The 17,548-nt window shown below is 68.7% G+C and carries 16 protein-coding genes and 1 pseudogene; 10 read left to right on the top strand and 7 right to left on the bottom strand.

Annotation, left to right across the window (positions count from 1 at the left end):
- Nucleotides 1-879 precede the first annotated feature (879 nt).
- The 6 genes from ACZ56E_RS25465 (at nucleotide 880) to ACZ56E_RS25440 (ending at nucleotide 6,986) form a co-directional block, all read left to right on the top strand.
- Entirely contained in the window at nucleotides 880-1,686 is an 807-nt protein-coding gene (locus ACZ56E_RS25465; protein WP_471217582.1) for a helix-turn-helix domain-containing protein, read from the top strand.
- Nucleotides 1,687-1,712: 26 nt separating this feature from the next.
- Nucleotides 1,713-2,402, top strand: coding sequence for a zinc finger domain-containing protein (locus tag ACZ56E_RS25460; protein ID WP_471217784.1), 690 nt, complete (start codon nucleotides 1,713-1,715; stop codon nucleotides 2,400-2,402).
- A 119-nt stretch (nucleotides 2,403-2,521) separates the two neighbouring features.
- On the top strand, nucleotides 2,522-3,319 hold the full coding sequence (locus tag ACZ56E_RS25455) for a DUF2637 domain-containing protein (RefSeq protein WP_471217576.1): 798 nt from the start codon (nucleotides 2,522-2,524) through the stop codon (nucleotides 3,317-3,319).
- 307 nt (nucleotides 3,320-3,626) lie between these two features.
- A complete protein-coding gene (locus tag ACZ56E_RS25450; RefSeq protein ID WP_471217574.1) occupies nucleotides 3,627-4,451 on the top strand; it encodes a DUF2637 domain-containing protein in 825 nt (274 codons plus the stop codon).
- Nucleotides 4,452-4,867: 416 nt separating this feature from the next.
- Nucleotides 4,868-5,302 (top strand): plasmid mobilization protein, encoded by a 435-nt coding sequence (locus ACZ56E_RS25445; protein WP_471217782.1) that lies wholly within the window; start codon nucleotides 4,868-4,870, stop codon nucleotides 5,300-5,302.
- A gap of 4 nt (nucleotides 5,303-5,306) precedes the next feature.
- Nucleotides 5,307-6,986 (top strand): relaxase/mobilization nuclease domain-containing protein, encoded by a 1,680-nt coding sequence (locus ACZ56E_RS25440; protein ID WP_471217572.1) that lies wholly within the window; start codon nucleotides 5,307-5,309, stop codon nucleotides 6,984-6,986.
- A gap of 44 nt (nucleotides 6,987-7,030) precedes the next feature.
- Here ACZ56E_RS25440 and ACZ56E_RS25435 read toward each other — a convergent pair whose 3' ends face one another.
- Together ACZ56E_RS25435 and ACZ56E_RS25430 are read right to left on the bottom strand one after the other, a co-directional pair.
- Nucleotides 7,031-8,548, bottom strand: coding sequence for an amino acid permease (locus tag ACZ56E_RS25435; protein ID WP_471217570.1), 1,518 nt, complete (start codon nucleotides 8,546-8,548; stop codon nucleotides 7,031-7,033).
- A 44-nt stretch (nucleotides 8,549-8,592) separates the two neighbouring features.
- Nucleotides 8,593-9,444, bottom strand: coding sequence for a hypothetical protein (locus ACZ56E_RS25430; protein ID WP_471217569.1), 852 nt, complete (start codon nucleotides 9,442-9,444; stop codon nucleotides 8,593-8,595).
- 170 nt (nucleotides 9,445-9,614) lie between these two features.
- On the opposite strand from ACZ56E_RS25430, the gene ACZ56E_RS25425 reads away from it, so the two are divergent.
- Nucleotides 9,615-10,475 (top strand): hypothetical protein, encoded by an 861-nt coding sequence (locus ACZ56E_RS25425; RefSeq protein WP_471217567.1) that lies wholly within the window; start codon nucleotides 9,615-9,617, stop codon nucleotides 10,473-10,475.
- On the opposite strand, the gene ACZ56E_RS25420 is transcribed toward ACZ56E_RS25425, so the two are convergent.
- From ACZ56E_RS25420 to ACZ56E_RS25405, 4 genes are all read right to left on the bottom strand, one after another.
- Complete coding sequence (locus ACZ56E_RS25420; RefSeq protein WP_471217565.1) at nucleotides 10,463-11,320, bottom strand: aldo/keto reductase; 858 nt, start codon at nucleotides 11,318-11,320, stop codon at nucleotides 10,463-10,465. The two genes, ACZ56E_RS25425 and ACZ56E_RS25420, sit on opposite strands and share 13 nt — an antisense overlap.
- Nucleotides 11,254-12,450: a JmjC domain-containing protein gene (locus tag ACZ56E_RS25415; RefSeq protein WP_471217563.1), complete on the bottom strand. Its 1,197-nt coding sequence runs from the start codon at nucleotides 12,448-12,450 to the stop codon at nucleotides 11,254-11,256. Before ACZ56E_RS25415 ends, ACZ56E_RS25420 begins: the two co-directional genes overlap by 67 nt.
- 83 nt (nucleotides 12,451-12,533) lie before the next feature.
- Nucleotides 12,534-12,701 carry a hypothetical protein gene (locus ACZ56E_RS25410; protein WP_471217560.1) on the bottom strand — a complete coding sequence of 56 codons (168 nt, stop codon included), beginning with the start codon at nucleotides 12,699-12,701 and terminating at the stop codon, nucleotides 12,534-12,536.
- Nucleotides 12,702-12,906: 205 nt separating this feature from the next.
- Nucleotides 12,907-13,398 (bottom strand): ATP-binding protein, encoded by a 492-nt coding sequence (locus ACZ56E_RS25405; RefSeq protein ID WP_471217558.1) that lies wholly within the window; start codon nucleotides 13,396-13,398, stop codon nucleotides 12,907-12,909.
- Between the two features lie 247 nt (nucleotides 13,399-13,645).
- Between ACZ56E_RS25405 and ACZ56E_RS25400 the strand changes: the two genes are divergently transcribed.
- The 3 genes from ACZ56E_RS25400 to ACZ56E_RS25390 all read left to right on the top strand — a co-directional run bounded on the left by ACZ56E_RS25400 (nucleotide 13,646) and on the right by ACZ56E_RS25390 (nucleotide 16,857).
- Nucleotides 13,646-14,989, top strand: coding sequence for a transcriptional regulator (locus ACZ56E_RS25400; protein ID WP_471217555.1), 1,344 nt, complete (start codon nucleotides 13,646-13,648; stop codon nucleotides 14,987-14,989).
- 72 nt (nucleotides 14,990-15,061) lie between these two features.
- A complete protein-coding gene (locus tag ACZ56E_RS25395) occupies nucleotides 15,062-16,234 on the top strand; it encodes a serine hydrolase domain-containing protein (RefSeq protein ID WP_471217552.1) in 1,173 nt (390 codons plus the stop codon).
- Between the two features lie 155 nt (nucleotides 16,235-16,389).
- Nucleotides 16,390-16,857: an NUDIX hydrolase gene (locus ACZ56E_RS25390; protein ID WP_471217550.1), complete on the top strand. Its 468-nt coding sequence runs from the start codon at nucleotides 16,390-16,392 to the stop codon at nucleotides 16,855-16,857.
- A 4-nt stretch (nucleotides 16,858-16,861) separates the two neighbouring features.
- Here the strand turns inward: ACZ56E_RS25390 and ACZ56E_RS25385 are convergent.
- Nucleotides 16,862-17,221: pseudogene (locus ACZ56E_RS25385) on the bottom strand (metal-dependent phosphohydrolase); the annotation flags it as partial.
- Nucleotides 17,222-17,548 lie beyond the last annotated feature (327 nt).

The following is a 17,548-nucleotide window of genomic DNA, read 5'->3' as shown; positions in this document are numbered from 1 at the left end:
GGGGTGGGAGCGGGTCGATGGGCTGGTGCGCTACCCGGTCTCGTCAGGCGAGGGCTGCGCGCGGCTGCGGAGAGCGGCCGCCGTGGCGACGCGCTCGTCAGCCTCGCGCCGGGTTCGTCAGCATTCGAGGCGCAGGGGCGTCGTGCGGGCCGCGAGGCGGCCCAACACGGCTGCGTGGTCAACCAGTTGCTGGCTGAATCGGGCAGGGACGCGGAAGCGCCCGATAGGCCAGATGGCGCACCAGGCGGTCGGAGGGATTTCCAAGGGGCGTTTGTTCACGCCTCTGTTGTAGCTCTCGATCCACGGTTAGGTTAACCGGGGATCGTCTGCTATGTTCCCGCCTGCATTTTCCAGGCCGTCGCACCGCAGCCGGACAATGGCGAAACACAGCGCAGGAATACCAGTTTCCCAAGTACCGTGTGCCAGATCTCTCGGCCGCATGCGCGCACGCTCACTACAGGACCGTCTGGCCTGGTCAGAGCACGTGTCCAGCTCCGCGAGGCGTGGGCGCAACCGCCTCGCCGAAGCATGGCGACTTATCCCTATTGCACCTCTTCGAATTCCTGGGCCATTTCGGCAACCGGGGAACTGGGTTTACAGTTTTCCTCCCCCTCGCGGGGACGTGTTCGCCGTCAGCTGTGCGCTTTCTCGGCGGAATGCTGGACTTGCGCGGGGTGGGTGTGGCTTTCTTGTCAGGCCCCGGGAACGCCGGTCCCGGGCGCCTGGGAATCCCGGTGTGCCAACGCCGGGACCAGGAAGCCCTCGTGCACACCCTGCGGGCCCCGCCGACACACCGAGCCGGGGCCTTCGCACCCTCTCCTCGCCCCCAAAAAGGGGCACACCCCTACCCCGCCCCCCTGCCCTAGGAGCCGCCACCCGATGAGCCACGACGCCCGAACCTGGGTGTGGGATCACAGCCGCAGCAAAGGCACCGCCCGCCTGGTCCTCGCCCTGATCGCCGACCGCTGTCTCGATCACCGCTGCATCGCCTACGCGTCCGTGCCCGCCCTCATGAAGCGCGCGAACGCATCCCGTACCGCCGTACGCGACGCCCTCCACAAGCTGATCGACGACGGCGAGTTGGAACGACTCGACGACCGGAAGGGGCCTCGCGGAGAGACGTACTACAAGCTCCCCGACGCCGCCCGGTTCCTCGCCGAGCAGGACGCAGAGGATGGCGGGCAGCTAACCGCAGCAGGGCCGGAATCCGCCCCTTTGCCCACCCGCGCAGGGGGACCGGAGAACAGCCCCGGGGAGCGGATTCCGCCCCCTGGGGGGAGCAGAATCGGGCCCGACGGGGGCGCAGGTTCCGGCCCCCAGAACAGTAGTGAACCGAAGGTGAACGGTAAGAGCAGCAGCAGCTCTGCCTCGCTCATCTCCGCCGCCGAGTGGCAGATCGATGACGCCACCCAAGCCTGGCTGGACCAGGACGGGCAACGGGCCCGGCTCGGCGAGCGCGGCCTGCGCATCGCCGATGAGAAGTGGCGCTCGTACCGGGCAGCATGGGCGCCCCGCACCGCCGCCGCCTGGGCCTGTGACTGGCGCGCATGGATCACTCGCGAACACACCCCCACTCCCGGGCGTCTGCACCTGCGCGCCCTGCCCGGCGGCGAGGCCCCTGCCGGGCCCGCCGGGATGACCCGTGCGGAGAAGCACACCGCTGCCCTGCTCGCCGCCCTCGACTAGCCGACCCGAACGTAAGGAGAAGCACCCTGGAGCCCCGCGAAATCGCCGCCGTCCTCGCCTACATCGGCCGACTGGACCCCCGCACCATCCGCACCGATTCCGGTGAGGCCCGCGACCAAATCGCCCAATGGCACGAGCTGCTGAGCGACGTGCCCTTCGCCACCGACCACGGCTGGGATGTCCGCGAGGCGATACGCGCCCACGTCCTCGCCTCCCCGTACCCGATCCTGCCCGTGGACGTCGCCCGCACGTGGCGTGCCCACCGCCGTGACCTCCTCGACCGGCACACCGACCCCACCCCCGCTGCCGACCCGGACGATGTGACCACCTGGCGCGCCGAACTGCTCGGCGCCCGGCACGCGGTCGCCGTCGGTGCGGCAGCGCCCTCGACACACCGGCAGCTCACCAGCGGCAGCCCGTACCCCGACGTCGAGGCCCGCCTGCGTGCCATCGGCTCGTGCATCCCGCCCGCCGTCCGCGCCGAGCTCGCCCGCTACCGGCCGGCCCGAGCCGCCCGCGAGGCCGCCGTCGCCGCAGGACACCCCGATGCCCTCACCATCGCGTGCCCGTGGTGCCACGCCGCCAAGGGCCAGCCCTGCCGCAGCAGGCGCGTGGGCCTCGACGGCCGTGCCCGGGGCAACGCACCGCGCGTAACACCCCACCCGAGCCGCGTGGACCTCGCAACCGCCCAGCTCGCACGATGTACGGCCGCCTGAACCGCGTCCCCCCTACCCCTGGAGGAACTCCCATTGCTCAACACCCCACATCTGCCCACCCGCTTCTTCGCACGGCCGTGCACCAGAGCTGGGCACGTCACCCCGTGGGAGCACCGCTGATGCCCAAGCACGCTCCCGAGCGGTTGGCGCTCATCACGGCGCTTGCCGTCGTCGCCCCCGCCGTCGGCGGATTCTGGCTCTCGTACGCACACCTCGCCGAGGTCGCCGGAACACACGGCCTCGACGGCTCTCCCATTCACCGCTGGGCCTGGCCCGCGGCCCTGTACATGGTCATCGTCGCGGGCGGGCTGCTCATGCTCCGAGCGCGCCTGCGTCGGGTCACGGACCGCTGGGCTGTCGCGCTGACCGTCACCGGGGCGGTCGGCTCCATCGCGCTCAACGTGGCCTGTGTCAGCAGCGTGGACCACACCGGCAGCGTGTCCGTGGTCGACTACGTCGTCACCGTGGTTCCCCCGGCCGCCGCACTGCTGGCCTTCGGCATCCTCATGCGTCAGCTCCATCAGCTCGTCGATCGGACCGCCGATCGCCCGGAACCCGTCTCGTATCAGCTACCGGAGCCACCTTCCACCACTGCCCGGACACCGCAGGAACCGAATTCCGGTCACCGTCCGCGTGACGACAACAAAGACCATCCGGCACACGAACGCGCCCCGGAGGACGTCCACCCCCAGAGCGGGGCACCACACCGCTCATCCGAACCTGCACCAAACCCGAAGGAGCCGTCGGCTCCTCGACGCGCTGGTCAACCTCCGCACGCCTCGAACGCCGAACTCTTGGCCATCGCCCGCGGCGTGGTCATGCGGACAGGTGACGCCGATGACGCCGAGATCGAATGGGAGATCCGGGCGGTCCACGGCCTGAAGGTCGCTGACGGCCAGCTCACGAAGGTCATCTGACAGGTGGAGGACGAACAAGACGAGCTATGGGATGCCGTCGACGAGCTCGACTGAGGCCAGCCCACGGAGGTACGAATCCGCCCCGGCACCTCCGGCGTCCCTGCGTCTCCCCTTGACGTGCCCGTACGCGTAGCGACGCCGCAAGGCGCTCGCAGCATCTGCCGTCACAGAGAAGTCCCTGTCAGACGGATCACGCGACCGTGCGCGCACCCAAGCCATCACGCACGAGACCTCTCAGCCGGGTCCACGTGTACAACCCCTCCGCCCAGATCCCCAGCCCCAACTCCCCGCCCAGGAGTCCCTCGCGTTGCGCTTCCCCTCCTTCGTCTCCCCGGCCGCCGTGCGCGGCGGCCGCAGCATCCGTGTCGGCATCGTCCTGCTCGCCGTCTTCGGCTTCCTGCTGTCCTACGACGCCCTGCGCCAGATGGCCATCGCCGCCCACATCCGCGGAGTACTCACCTATCTCTTCCCTCTCGTGATCGACGGGTTCATCGCCATCGGCGTGATCGCCCTGCTGATCCTTCGCACCGCCCCGTGGCCCTCCCGCCTGTACGTCTGGGCACTCGTCGGACTCGCCACACTCGCCAGCATCTGGGCCAACGCCCTGCACGCCATCCGTCTTAACGAGCAGACCCGCCTCTATCTCAACAACGCCACCGTCGGCGCCCTGTCCGCCATCGCCCCGCTCGCCCTCGCCGGCGCCGTCCACCTCTACCTCGTCATCAACCGCCACCTCGCCGCCGACAACGAAGCGCGGGTGGCGGAAACGCCATCCGCCACATCGCTCGTACGACCGGCCCCGCCACAGCCAAGCCGCCAAGACCGCCGACAGCACACGGACGACGCCACCGCCCCCACCGACGCGCCCGAACCCGAGGCGACAGCCGCCATCGCCGTGACGCCCCGGCCCAAGGCGAAACCCAAGAAGAGCGGACGCAAGACCGTCCCCGACGAGGTGCTGTGGGCAACGGCCCGCGCCATCGGCGCCGAGCTCGGCACAGTCACCCGCACCAGCTTGGAGGACGCGGTCAGGGACCAGGGCTACACGATCCAGAAGGACCGCGCCAGGGAGGTCGCCAAAGCCGCCACGGCGGAACTCGCTTCCGCCAACAACTCCGCCACCGCCGCGTAAACGCCAAGACGGAACGCCCGGCGTTGGCGGAACGCCACACGCCAACGCCGGGCGCCGCCGACGGAGCTTCGCCGCCACCCCGCTCCCCGCCCTGCAGCACTCAACTCCGTTGCCTCAACCGCCACATCGCCTTCACCACGGTGCTCCTCACCGCATCCGCCAGGCATACGCAGCGGCTCCCTGAACCTGCTCCACGACCGCACGTACCACCACACCTCTACCCACCCCTGGAGACCAACCCCATGCCCGACCAACACCACCGAAACCCCACCCACCACGCACATCCCCAGAACCCCACCAGCCCTACAGCGGGAGCAAGTTGTCGGGTAAGGAGTCCTTACCCGGCCTCCGCCCCACAGGGGGCGGAGGCTCCCGGCGCCGAGGGGGCACCGGAGTCGGCCGGCCCGGGGGAGCCGATCGAGGGAGGGACAAGCGAGCCGTCGTCGAACGCGCCGCAGCAGCCTGCACCGCGTCGCCGTCTGCGTGACAAGCAGCTGCGCGAGCACCGCGTCCATCCCCGCTACAACGACGACGAGTACGCCCTCGTGAAGAACGCCGCCGCCCTGAGCCGCATGCAGCCCGGCGGCTACGTCGCCGAGTGCTCGCTGGCCGCCGCCCGCTCCGACGACCCCACCGCCGCGGTCGCCGACTACCGCGCCATGGTCAAGGCGCTGATGGCCGCCAACGGACAACTGGGCAAGATCGGCAACAACCTCAACCAGCTCACCTGGCACCTCAACAAGGACGGCGCCTGGCCCCAGTCCGACACCGTCCAGCGGCTCCTGGACCGCGTCGAGGCGTCGATCGCCGACGTGGACACCGCCGTCGCCCAGATCACAGAGGGCCGGTAAGACGGTGATACCCAAGATCATCCTCGGCAGGGGTCCGGAGGCCACCCGCCGCACGATCGGCTACCTCTTCGGCAAGGGCCGGGCCAACGAGCACACTGACCCGCATCTGGTGGCCTCCTGGAACGGCTTCGCCCCCGACCCCGGCCGCAGCCCCCACCGCGACCCGAAGGAGGTGGAAAGGCAGCTCGCCGCCCAGCTCGACCAGCCCGTGAAAATGCTGGGCGACAAGGCACCCAAGTACACCGTGTGGCACTGCCCCGTCCGCGCCGCACCCGAAGACCCCATCCTCACCGACGCCCAGTGGGCAGACATCGCCCGCCGCATCGTGTCCGCCGCCGGCCTCGCCCCCGACGGGGACGAGGAAGCCTGCCGCTGGGTCGCCGTCCGCCACGCCGACGACCACATCCACATCGCCGCCACCCTCGTCCGCCAAGACGGCCGACGCCCCCAGCGCGACTACGACCAACGCGCCGTCCAGAAAGAGGCCCGCCAGATCGAAATCGGCTACGGGCTGCGGCGGTTGAAGCCGGGCGACGGCACCGCCGCCAAGCGCCCCACCAGCCAAGAGCACTTCAAGGCCAAGCGCCTGGGCCAAGACGCCACATCCCGCGAGATCCTGCGCCTGCGCGTACGCCGCGCGGTGGCCGCCGCCTCCAGCGAAGCTGAGTTCTTCGCCTTCCTGGGGGCGACCGGCGTGAACGTACGCCCGAAGACCGAGCCGTCCGGCGACGTGATCGGCTACAACGTCGCTCTGCCCGGCGACGTCAATAAGCAGGACGAACCCATCTGGTACGCGGGCTCCACCCTCGCCGGCGACCTCTCCCTGCCCAAGATCCGCCAGCGCCTCACGCACACCAACCCCGCGCCCGCCCCCATCCCGCCGGGCAATCCGTGGCACCAGGCCACCGCCGCCACCGAACGCATCCCCCACCACCTCACCCACGGTGACGATCCCGCCGCCCAAGGCCAGCTCGTCGCACTCGGCGCCGCCTTGGACCTGCTGCCACTCACCGCACCGGCCGGGGTGAGGAGCGAACTGGAACGGGCCGCCGCGGCGTTCGAGCGCGCCACCCGCTCCCGCATCGCCGCCGACGACGCCAGCGCCCGCGTTCTACGCCGCAGCGTCCAGGCGATCTGGCGCAACCCCGCATCCGTGGGCGACGGGTCCGGCCTGGCGATGCTGATCGACGCCGCGCTCACCGCGGTCGCCTTCGCCCGGCACTGGCACCGCACCCGCCAGCACGCCCAGCAAGAGGCGGCAGTCGAACAGGCCCTCCTCCACCTGCAGACCGCGTACGCGCAGATCGCCACACCGGTGCTGGACAGCCTCGCCCGCCACGCACCCACCCTGCAGACCAAGCATCGCCTCGCCCAGTACGTCCACAAGGCGGTGCCCGCCTACGCCCAGCGCATCCTTGACGACGCCGCCTGGGATGCCTTGGCCGCAGTACTGGCCGAGGCCGAGAAGGCAGGGCACAACGCGGCCACCGTCCTCGACCAGGCTGTCAGCCAACGCACCCTGGACGACGCCCGCAACCCCGCCCGCGCCCTGACCTGGCGCATCCAACGCCTCGGCCAACGTCACGCCCCCGGCCCTCGCGCTCAGGCCACCTTGCAGAACCCTGTCCCCGGCGCCAGCGCACCCGGTGTCAGGCCGGCGAACGGTGCTGCTCGCCGGCGCTGACCGCACAAGCGGGCTGAACATAGCCGTTCCTCCTCCGCCGCGGCTTACGAGCGCGCCGCTTCCCGCTCATGAGCGGGGCTGGCGTTGCGGGGGTGGGCTGGGTTGAGGAACCATTTGCGGGCTGAGGCAAGCCACCAGGTACCGCAGAAGGCGACGACGACCCCGACCGCGATCGGCGCGTAGTTGAAGGTGTCCGCGGTGACTGGGGAGCTCTGCGGCAGCATGAACAGCACCGTGATCACCACGACCCACGCGACGGCGATCGTGCCGACCGTGGTGGACCAGGAGCCGAGGTGCCAGGGGCCGCGCTCGAACCGGCTCCCCAGGCGCAGCCGCAGGAACGTGGGGATCACGTACGCGATGTAGAGGCCAATGGTCGCGATAGAGGTGACGGCCGCGTACGCGGTGCTGTTCCACAGGTAGGGCAGGCCGAGGACGAAGGCACCGCCGGTGGCGAGCCAGACGGCGTTGGTGGGGGTGCGTGTGCCGGGGTGCAGCTTGTGCCACGTCCGGGAGAAGGGCAGCGCACCGTCGCGGGAGAAGGCGTAGATCATCCGGGAGTTGGCGGTCACAGATGCCATGCCGCAGAACAGCTGGGCGACGATGATGACGAGCAGCAGCCACTTGCCGACCGCCGCGCCGAGGGCGTCCATGAGGATCTGGGCCGGGGGCACGCCGGTGCTCGATTCGAGGGCGCCGGTGTAGGAGTCGATGGCGTAGGTGAAGCCGAAGAGGAGGACGAATCCGGCCGCGAGGGAGACGAGGATCGAGCGGACGATTCCCTTGGGGCCGGCGGTGGCCGCGTCGATCGTTTCCTCGGTCATGTGGGCTGAGGCGTCGTAGCCGGTGAAGGTGTACTGCGCCATCAGCAGCCCGATGAGCACCACGTAGGTGCTGGAGGTGAAGCCGGTGTTGTTGACGAACTCGCCGAAGACGAAGTGGGCCGACTGGTGGTGGTCGGGGATGAGGACCAGGGCGCCGCAGATGACGACGACGCCGAGGATGTGCCACCAGATGGACACCTCGTTGAGGGCGGCGACGATGCGTACACCGAAGGTGTTGAGGACGCCGTGCAAGGCAAGGATGATCCCGAACAGCGTCATGGTGTGGCCTGGTGTGGCGTCGTATCCGAACTGGAGATCAAGCAGGGCGTTGAGGAAGTTGGCGGCGCCGAAGTCGATGCCCGCGGTGACGGCTATCTGGCCGAGGGTGTTGAACCATCCGGTGAACCACGCCCAGGCCGCCGCCGAGCGTCTCGGAGCCATGCGGTGCGCCCAGAAGTACAGGCCGGCGCTGGTGGGATAAGAAGAGCAGACCTCGGCCATCGACAGCCCGACGAAGAGGGTCATGAGGCCGACGAACAGCCAGCCCCACATGATCACCGCCGGGCCGCCGGTGTTCATGCCGTAGCCGTACATGGTCATGCAGCCGGACAGGATCGAGATGATCGTGAAGCTGACGCCGAAGTTCGCGCGGCCGGACATCGAACGAGAGAGCGTCTGCTGGTAGCCGAGCTGCTTGAGGCGTTCCTCATCGGAGACGCGGGAGACATCGAGAGGCACAGGGGTTCCGTCCTTCGTACGTGAAAGGGGGATGGTTCGGATGCTCAGCGGTGTCGGCGTCGCGGAGGGCTGTAGGCCCAGCCGCGGTGCCGCAGGAACAGCTCGCGGGGCTGGCCGCAGTACGACCACGGCACTTGCGTGGCGTACGGGCCGATCGCGTCGAAGACCTCTAGCGCCTCGTGGTGGCGGTTCGCGAACGACAGGGCGTGGGCGAGGTAGTTGGCGTCGTCGGCAAAGCAGGCGTGAGGCTGCGGTGCTCGGTAGCGCCACCAGCGCTCCAGCACCGGATCGATCTGCGGGCAGTCGACCCATGGGTGGATCGTCAGGCCGTATGACGTCTGGTCCTGCTCCTGGCGGGACCGGTGTGCCTCCGCGAGGACGACCAGGGGGAGGACGGCGACGGGCAAGCCTTGGGGAGCGATGGATGCCTGCTCCTCAGCCCACCACGCCGCCTCGCCCTGGACGCCGTGATGGCGGGGGGAAAGGTAGGTGACGACCTCGTGGTGTGCTTCGCGGTTCCATGGGTCGCGCTGCTTGATCTCCTCCCAGACTCGGCCGAGCACGTCCCGGTCGGGAGTGTGGGTACGCAGCAGCGCGAGCATGACGACCAGCGGCGCCACGTCCTGGGGCCACGCGTCCAGAGCGGTGTGACAGGTGGACCAGGCTTCCTCCATCAGAGGTCGTCCGGCACTGCGTCCGGTGATCATCGCGCGTAGGGCCTGCACGTTCGCGAGGAGAGCGAGGGCATGAGGAGAGCGGGGCTCGGCCTTGGCCCAGGTGTCGGCGAACCTGAGCCGCGCCCCCGCTTCGGCGAGGATCTGTAGGCGGAAGATCCTCCGGTCCCAGTCCGGTCCCGTCGCGGCGAGCAGATCCCGGGCGCTCTCCCATCGGCCCATCGCCGCGTCCTCCACCACTGGCCGGAGCGCCGCGTCGTCGCGAGCCGGATGCTGGTCAAGCAGGGGGCTGCGGTCGTGGCCATGTCGCGCTATCAACGCCCCTGTCCCGGGCCTGCTGTGTTCGCTGAGATGGGCATGGAGTTGGTCGTGCCGGTGCTACGGTCGCCCGCATGACGCTCTCGGCACCTTCGGCACGCGCCGTTGACTTGCGAGTTGAATCGGTGGACATCGTTCTCGATCACGTAGAGCGATCCCTTCAAGTCGAGCTGGGCCGGGAGACGGTGGTACGTAAACGCCGCTCGGTCGGAGCGCGTACTGACCGGCGGACATGGATCCGTGTCGAGAGGCGCGGGCTCGACAAGATCGGTGTGCAGGGCTGGAACGGCACTGAGTGCGCCGCACGTCTAGAAGGCATTGCCCAGCCCATCTGGCGTGGGTGCGTGGTCTGGCGGGACGCGGACGAACCCGTGATGTGGCGGGCCGACGAGACCGATCTCCTGCCGGGTCCCCCCATCGGCAACGCGATCCTCAGCGAAGACCCGAGGCTGCAGGACTCGTGGTGGCAAGCGTTCAAAGCCTCGCTGGACGCGCTCGCGGCCCAGGAAACGCGGCGCATCGCCACCCCGGACACCGTCACCGTCACGCAGGCTCTCGTAACTGAAGCCGTCCGAAGCGTCGCCCCCACCCACGACCTCGACACAACCGTCGAGCGCTGGGTGCCCGCCCACGCGGACCTGAACTGGGCCAACATGACCGCACCGACGTTCTCTCTCTTCGACTGGGAGGACTGGGGCAACGCGCCGCGCGGCTTGGATGCCGCTTCGCTGTGGGGCAGCTCGCTCGCCGTCCCTGCTCTGGCCGATCGTGTGTGGCACGAGCGACGCCACGATTTCGAGAGCCGGGACGGCAAGCTGATGACGCTCTTCGCGTGTTCGAAGATCCTTGGGCCACACGCGCACCCACAGGACCCCCGGCTGGAGCCCGCGCGCCAGATGGTGGAGCGAGTCGTCACGGAGCTTCAAGCAGACTGATCACGCGACCGGGACCGGATGAGGTCCCGGTACTCGCGAACGGCCCGCTCGTCCACCTTGCTGGCCAGGGCGCCCACCAGTTCGCCTAGGTGGGCAGGCTCCTCCGTGCCCACGGCGATGGTGCTGACCTTCGGAAGGTCGTACGCCGCTCGGAAGGCCGCCTGCACACGGGTTACGTGGTCGCCGCTCCGGAGAAAGACACCAGGGTTGATCCGGTCCCATACCGGAGCGCGGGTGCTGCCCCCGAAGGGGCTCATCCCCCAGACCCTGTCGCTGCCGAGGCCCCATGCTGCGGCAACGGCATCGGCTGCGTCGAGCGTCCTGGTCCCGACCAGCAGTCCAGCGCGGACCATGAGGACCGAGGGCCGCGGCAGGGCTACGTCGACCAAGTCCACCAGTGGCGCGGGATCCCAGGACGCAACGCCCCAGGCATCGCACAGCCCTTTCGACGCGGCTACGTCGAGCGCGGCGCACGCTTGGGCCAGTGCGTATCGGTCGCGGGACGCTGCTCCCGTGAGGGTGTGTTCCGGGTTGTGCAGGAAGATCAGGTCCGGCTCTCGCCCGAGACCCTTGACCGCTTGTTCCACGGCTACGTGCAGCCGCGCCGGGTCGAGGGAGGGCTCCGCCCTGTCTGCCCCCGGGAAATAGCCGACCTTGGTGGAGAGCGTGAATCTCGGCAGCAGATCCCCGGCCACGCGCGCCAGAACCTCGTGCGAGCGGAAACCGAGGTAATTGGAGCTGGTGTCGAGCGCGGTGACGCCGAGGTCCAGCGCGCCGGTCAGGAGACGGCGTTCGTGACGAGACCGGTGTAGCCCGAGGACAATTCGGCAGTGAGCGTCGCGCATATCTCCTCCTTCACCAAGATCTCGGCGACCTCGGCCACTTCGGCCCCGACGGTGGCCGCCGCCTGGTCGAGCGGGACCGGCCGGCCGCTGAGCAGAAGACGCAGCGCGGGCAGGGCCTTGGACGCAAGGGTGAGCTTCTTGCCTGAGGCCAGGACGTCGACGGTGTCGCCGTGCTCCTTGATCTCGGGGCGGAAGCGGGTGGTGCACACCGCGGCCTCCAGCGGGCCGAGGATGTCCAGGTAAGGCACGTGGCGGGGCAGCGTCGTCTGCTGCCCGTAGGCGGCCAGGAAGTCGGCGGGTGTGCGTTCACTGATCAGCTGGAGGGCGGCCTCCGTCAGGGCTTCGCTGCTGGCTCCGGGACTACGGTCCAGGTCTCGTCGGAAGATCTCCTGCTCGCGGCACCAGTCGGCCAGCCATCCCATCCAGCTCGCCCCCGTGCGCTGGGTGATGCCGAAGGTCACGTGGAGGCTCTTCCCTGAGCCGCTGCCGGCCCGGGTCGCCCGGTGCCAGTGTCCTCGGGGGATGTGCATGATGTCGCCGGTCCGCATGACACCGGACCAGACGATCTCCTCGCTCGGGGTGATGTTGGGGTCGGCGTCCCGGTACAGGGGAGCCGCGCGGGAAGTCCCGCGTACCTCCCACTCCTTCTCTCCCGCGAGCTGGACGACCACCACATCGTGGTCGTCCCAGTGCAGCGGGAAGCCGGAGGCGTCGTTCGTCGTCAGGTAGGCGTTGACCTGTACCCGTTCGTGGGACCACCACTGCAGTGCCCGGCAGGCGACCTCCATGGTCGGGTCGAAGACGTTGAGCTGGTCGAGGATGAGCGTGGCCCCTTCTCCGAGCAGCCTGCCCAGGCTGCGCATGTTGACCGTGGGGATGCTTTGGCCACGGGGGCTGACGACGTCGGTGTAGTAGATGGCCGGGTGGACTTCCTCGCCCTTCTGGAAGCACCGGAACTGCGGGCGGTTCAGGCTCCTGCGCATCGCGATGTCGAGCAGGCGGTTCGGCGTCAGGATGCGTGCTGTGAGGCCGCCGTCGCCCATGCTTCCCCGGGCGAATCCCTTGCCGAGTTCACCGGGCCCGTTCCACCCGAGCGCCGCCTCGATGGCGTTGATCAACTGGTGTTCCATTGCTGCCTCCTCATGCGTTCGTCCATGTGGTCCAGATGCGGCAGGGCGAGCACGAAGCACCGAGCTCGCCCTGCCGCTTGGTGCTATGCGACGTCGGTCAAGTTGCCGTCACCGCCGGGCCACGGGGCGTCTCCGGAGCTCCCCTGGTTGTCGGACCGGAGGCTGTCGTACCGGTCGTGGACGGCGGTCAGCTCCTCCACCGCCACCAGAAGGCCGCTCCTCGTGGGAGGCGGTGCAATGGTCTCTGCCACCTCTTGCTCCTTCCTGTTCGGATCCCTCGCCAGGAATCCGGCGAGGGTTCAAAGGCCGCTCCCACGCCCGTGGGAGATGTTGGTTACGTGGGAGCGGCGGTCAGTGGGCAGCCTGAAGCTGGGAGAACGCGATGCGGCACTCGCGGGCAGGCACTGACGGCTCTGCTGCGGGCCGGATAGGTCTGGGCGTATGGGTACAGGCTGGTCAGGCCGCCGTTCGGGCCAGTGGCTGGAGTGCGGGTCCGGTCCCATGCCGCGGGCAGACCGCGAAGAAGGCGCGGAGAACCGCCGCGCGGATGGCCGGTGGAGGCTTCGGAAGTTCGATCTCCGCCCACACTCTCTTGCCATGCGCGAGGGGCTCCCAGCCTGAGCGCACCGCGAAGTGAGCCACCAATGCGAGACCACGCCCGCTCTCGTCGCCCTCGGCCGCACAACTCGCCACCGGCGCCTGCTGGTCACGGTCGGACACGACGATCACCAACCTGCCGGGGCGGTGGTGAAGCACGACGGTGACAGGCCCTGCTCCGTGGATCACCGCGTTACTGATCAACTCAGAGACAACCAACCGGATCGTGTCCGCCACTTCGTCACTCAGGGCGACACCCCATGCCCGCACGCAGTCAACAACCTTGTGGCGGGCGGGCGACACCTCGTCCTCCGCACCAGCAAGGGCGAAGCGTGAGAGGAGCGTAGGCATGGCAGACGCCTCCGGGAGGGTGGGGAGCGGCTCCATCTCCGACGGGGGACGGTGATGGAGCCGCCGTACGTGGTGGTTGTGCAGGAGCGGCACCTTCTCGAAGCTTCGGTGCGGCTTTCACAGTCAACTGCCGTGGCCCGCGAGCCCGGAACGTTTCTTGGGGGTTTCTCTTGGGGACGCCCTTCCGCGGACCTGTACGCGCAGTAGCCTCCGGACCACGCCGTAAGGGGATGACGGGAGTGATGACGTGCCGGGTGAACCGTTAGCAGTGCACCCGCTGACCTTCGTGCGCCAGTCGCATGGATGGGGGAAGGCCGAGTTCGCCCGCCTCATGCGGTCGCATGGGACGCTGCTCGGCATCTCGCTTGCGACCAACCGGACAACGGTGTGGAAGTGGGAGCAGGGACAAGAACCGGACGGGGATGCCCAGCGTGTGCTCGCCGACCTTCTTCGTGTCCCGTTCGCGCAGGTCCAGGCGGAACGATGGCCGCAGTGGCTGCCCGTGTGGGAAGTGATGGGGCTTACTGCCCCATGGACTGAAGCCGGGACCGTCGAGGCGCTGACTGACCTGGTGGGCAGTGGCCGATTGGATCGCCGAGGCTTCCTCACCATCACTGGTGCCGCCCTGACAGGGCTGGCGGCGAGCTGGGTCGAAGCACCGGAAGCGTTCACCTCGGCGCTCAACGGCGATCAGGTCACCGACAACATGGTCTCGACCCTTGAACAGCGGATCAGCACACTCCGCACGCTCGACGACCAGTTGGGGGGCGCTCGGCTTCTGGAGCAAGCACGCGGTGACCTCAGCTTGATCACCAGTCTCCTCAGTGCCGGCCGGTACACGGACAGGGTCCGCGTCCGGCTGTACGCGCTTGCGGCCCGGGTGTCGCACCTGTCCGGCTGGATGGCCTACGACTCAGGACTGCGGTCCGCCGGACAGCAGTACTACGTCGGGGCTCTGCGCAGCGCTCGTACGGCCGGTGACGACGCCTTCGGCGCCTTCGTCCTGGCGGAGATGGGCGTGCACGTCTCCGAGGCCGGCCGGACCGCTGAGCGGGTCGACCTCATCACGACCGCCCTGGACAACGCGCCTCGAACGCTGTCGCCCTATACGCAATCCTTCCTCTACCTGCACAAGGCCGAAGCGCTGTCTCGCGACGGCGATCATCAGAGGGCCGGTACGGCGCTGAATCGCGCTGCTTCCCTCTGGGAGCGTCACACGGTGGAGGACAATCCGGACTGGCTCGCCTGGTTCGGCGAGGCGCAACTGAGGTCGACCGAGGGCAAGGTCCTGTTGCGCTCGGGCCAAGTCGAGCGCGCTACGCGCTCCCTGGAAGACTCCATCAGCAAGGCGGCTCCCCGGGACAAGGCCGTGCGGTCCAGCCGTCTGGCCGAGGCCCGACTTGCCGGTGGCGATCTCGACGGGGCGCTCGACGCCGCGAACTACGGCGCCGGGCTCCTCGAAGACAAGGTCACCTCCGTCCGGGCCCTGGACCGCCTGAAGGAGTTCTCCGAGCGGCTCGAGCCACGCAAGTCAGTGCCCGCCATCCGCGAGTTTCGCGAGCGACTGCAGGCGCTGCCCGTTACAGCGTGATCGGGAACGCTGCACGCTTCGAGAGTGAGCCCTACCCTTGGAGCACGCGGCCGGAGTGCCACGATGGTCCGTATGACGACGATCAACGGTGAGGTCGCGGTCGAATTCGAGTCTGTACGCGCGGCGTTCGCGGCGAACTTCGCGCAGCACGGGGACATCGGCGCGGCGGTGTGCGTGTACCTGGACGGCCAACAAGTGGTGGACCTGTGGGGTGGAGTCGCCGATCCCGACACCGGTCGCCCGTGGCAACGCGACACTCTTCAACTGGTCTACTCGGCGACCAAGGGGGCAACTGCGAGCGCCGTGCATCTGCTGGTCCAGCGGGGCGAGCTCGACCTGGACGCTCCAGTGGCCAAGTACTGGCCGGAGTTCGCCGCGAACGGCAAGGCAGACATCCCGGTACGCTGGCTCCTATCCCACCAGGCCGGCCTGGTCACACTGGACCAACCAGTGCCCCTGACCGAGGCGTTGGCCTGGCATCCGATGGCCGCTGCGCTGGCCGCTCAGCGCCCAGTGTGGGCGCCAGGAACCGCGCACGGATACCACGGGCGGACATGGGGCTGGCTGGTTGGCGAGTTGATCCGCCGGGTGTCCGGCCGCTCACCGGGCCGCTTCTTCGCCGACGAGTTCGCCACCCCACTTGGGCTGGACTTCTTCATCGGGCTGCCGCCAAGTGAACGCGACCGGGTCAGCCGCATGGTGCACCGGAAGCCGGACGTCGACTTCACCACCCTGCCACCGGAGTCGATCCCCGAAGACCTCCGCGAACAGGTCGCGGCCTGGCGCGACCCGAACTCCTTCAGCAACAGGGCGTATATGGTCACTGACCCGGCGGCGATCGACTTCGACTCCCCCGAGGTGCAGGCCGCGGAACTTCCGGCCTCCAACGGCATCGCCACCGCACGGGGGCTGGCGCGCATGTACGCGGCACTGATCGGAGAGGTGGACGGCGTGCGCCTGCTCACCCCACAGACGATTGCATCGGCCACCAAGGAGCAGTCGGGCGGCATGGACCGGGTACTGGTGGCGCCCAGCCGCTTCAGTTCCGGATACATGCTGCCCACCGAGGGCAACCCCATGACCGGGCCACACTCCTTCGGCCACACCGGACGGGGCGGCTCTCTCGGATTCGCCGACCCAGAACACGGCATCGCCTTCGGCTACGTGATGAACCACATCATCAGCGGCTCTGACGATGCGCGTGCGGCATCGCTGGTCGACGCAGTGCGTGAATCACTGACGTGACGAGAACCCCGCCCGTCGGGCTCGCCCTTCGAGGCGAGAAAGCCCTTCGCCGGCATTCGCCGACGCCGAATGGTTTGACTGGTACGGCGAGAACTTCGAAGTGGCCTGAAAGACAGCGCGCCCCTGGGCGCCCGACAGGCAGGAGCACCACCGCAGTGGGCAGGATTGAGTACTACAACGACCCCAAGGCTCCCAAGGCCAACACCCTGATCCCCGCCAGCAACATGCTCGTCGTGAACGACGAAGGCGAGATCCTCCTGCAACGGCGCCGCGACACCGGCCAATGGGCCCTGCCCGGAGGCGCCCAGGACATCGGGGAGACCGCAGCCCAGTGCGCCGTCCGCGAATGCGAGGAAGAGACCGGCATCGTCGCCGAAGTCACCGGATTCCTTGGCGTCTATACCAACCCGCACCACATCGTCGCCTACACCGACGGCGAGATCCGCCAGCAGTACGAGAACACCTACATTGGCCGCCCCATCGGCGGTAAGCCCACCATCAACGACGAAGCCGACGGCGTCCGCTTCGTCCGGCCCGACGATCTCGACGACTACGACATCCACCCCAGCATGCGCCAGCAGATCGGCGACTACCTGGCCGGCACCTACCCCTACCTGGGATAGCCGCTCAGAGCACCACGCCCAGCTCGCTCGCCGCCGCCCGCACCCGGCCCACGCTCTCGTGGATCTCAGGTGCGGCTCGGCGGATGAACCGCCCGACAACACTGTCCTCGCCGTAGCGGCCCAGGATCTCGCCCACCCTCTCCTCAGACGTCGTACCCCCGCCGTCCGGCGTCGTGGTCATATCGCAGTACACCAACGCGTCCACCAGCAGAGGATCGTCGAGCAGCGGGAACTCGTCGGCCAGCTCGGCACGAAGCCCGCGCTCCTCGGCCTCCAGGAAGGCGAGGGAGTGGTTCGCCACGAGGCGCACGACTCGATCGTCGACCGCATTGAGTGTCCGCAGATGACGTGCCCGCCCCAGGGGCTTTCCTGTCTGCCCCCAGCGAACTGGCGGACAGGCGACTGTGGGTCCCATACCGAGCCGCAATTCGGCTTGAACGTGCCGCCCTTCAACAGAAGCTGAATCTTCCGTTCCATCTCATGCGTCCCGTCGTTCGCGCTGCTTGATCCCAGAGTCCGCAGACGGCGCCCCCGGGGAGTGTGATTCCGGATAGATCGCCGAGCCGAAGGTCATCGAGCCAACCCCAACTTGACACATCACTGCGTCTTGTTTCGTTGCGTACCCCCCCGTTTCACTGTGGTCCAGTCCAACCACGCTCGAAACAGCAGAGGCACGCATTGAACCGAAGAT

This window comes from Streptomyces sp. NPDC039480 (assembly GCF_055597165.1).
The sequence above is the reverse complement of the archived record's forward strand: the minus strand, read 5'-3'. Positions and strand labels throughout refer to the sequence as shown.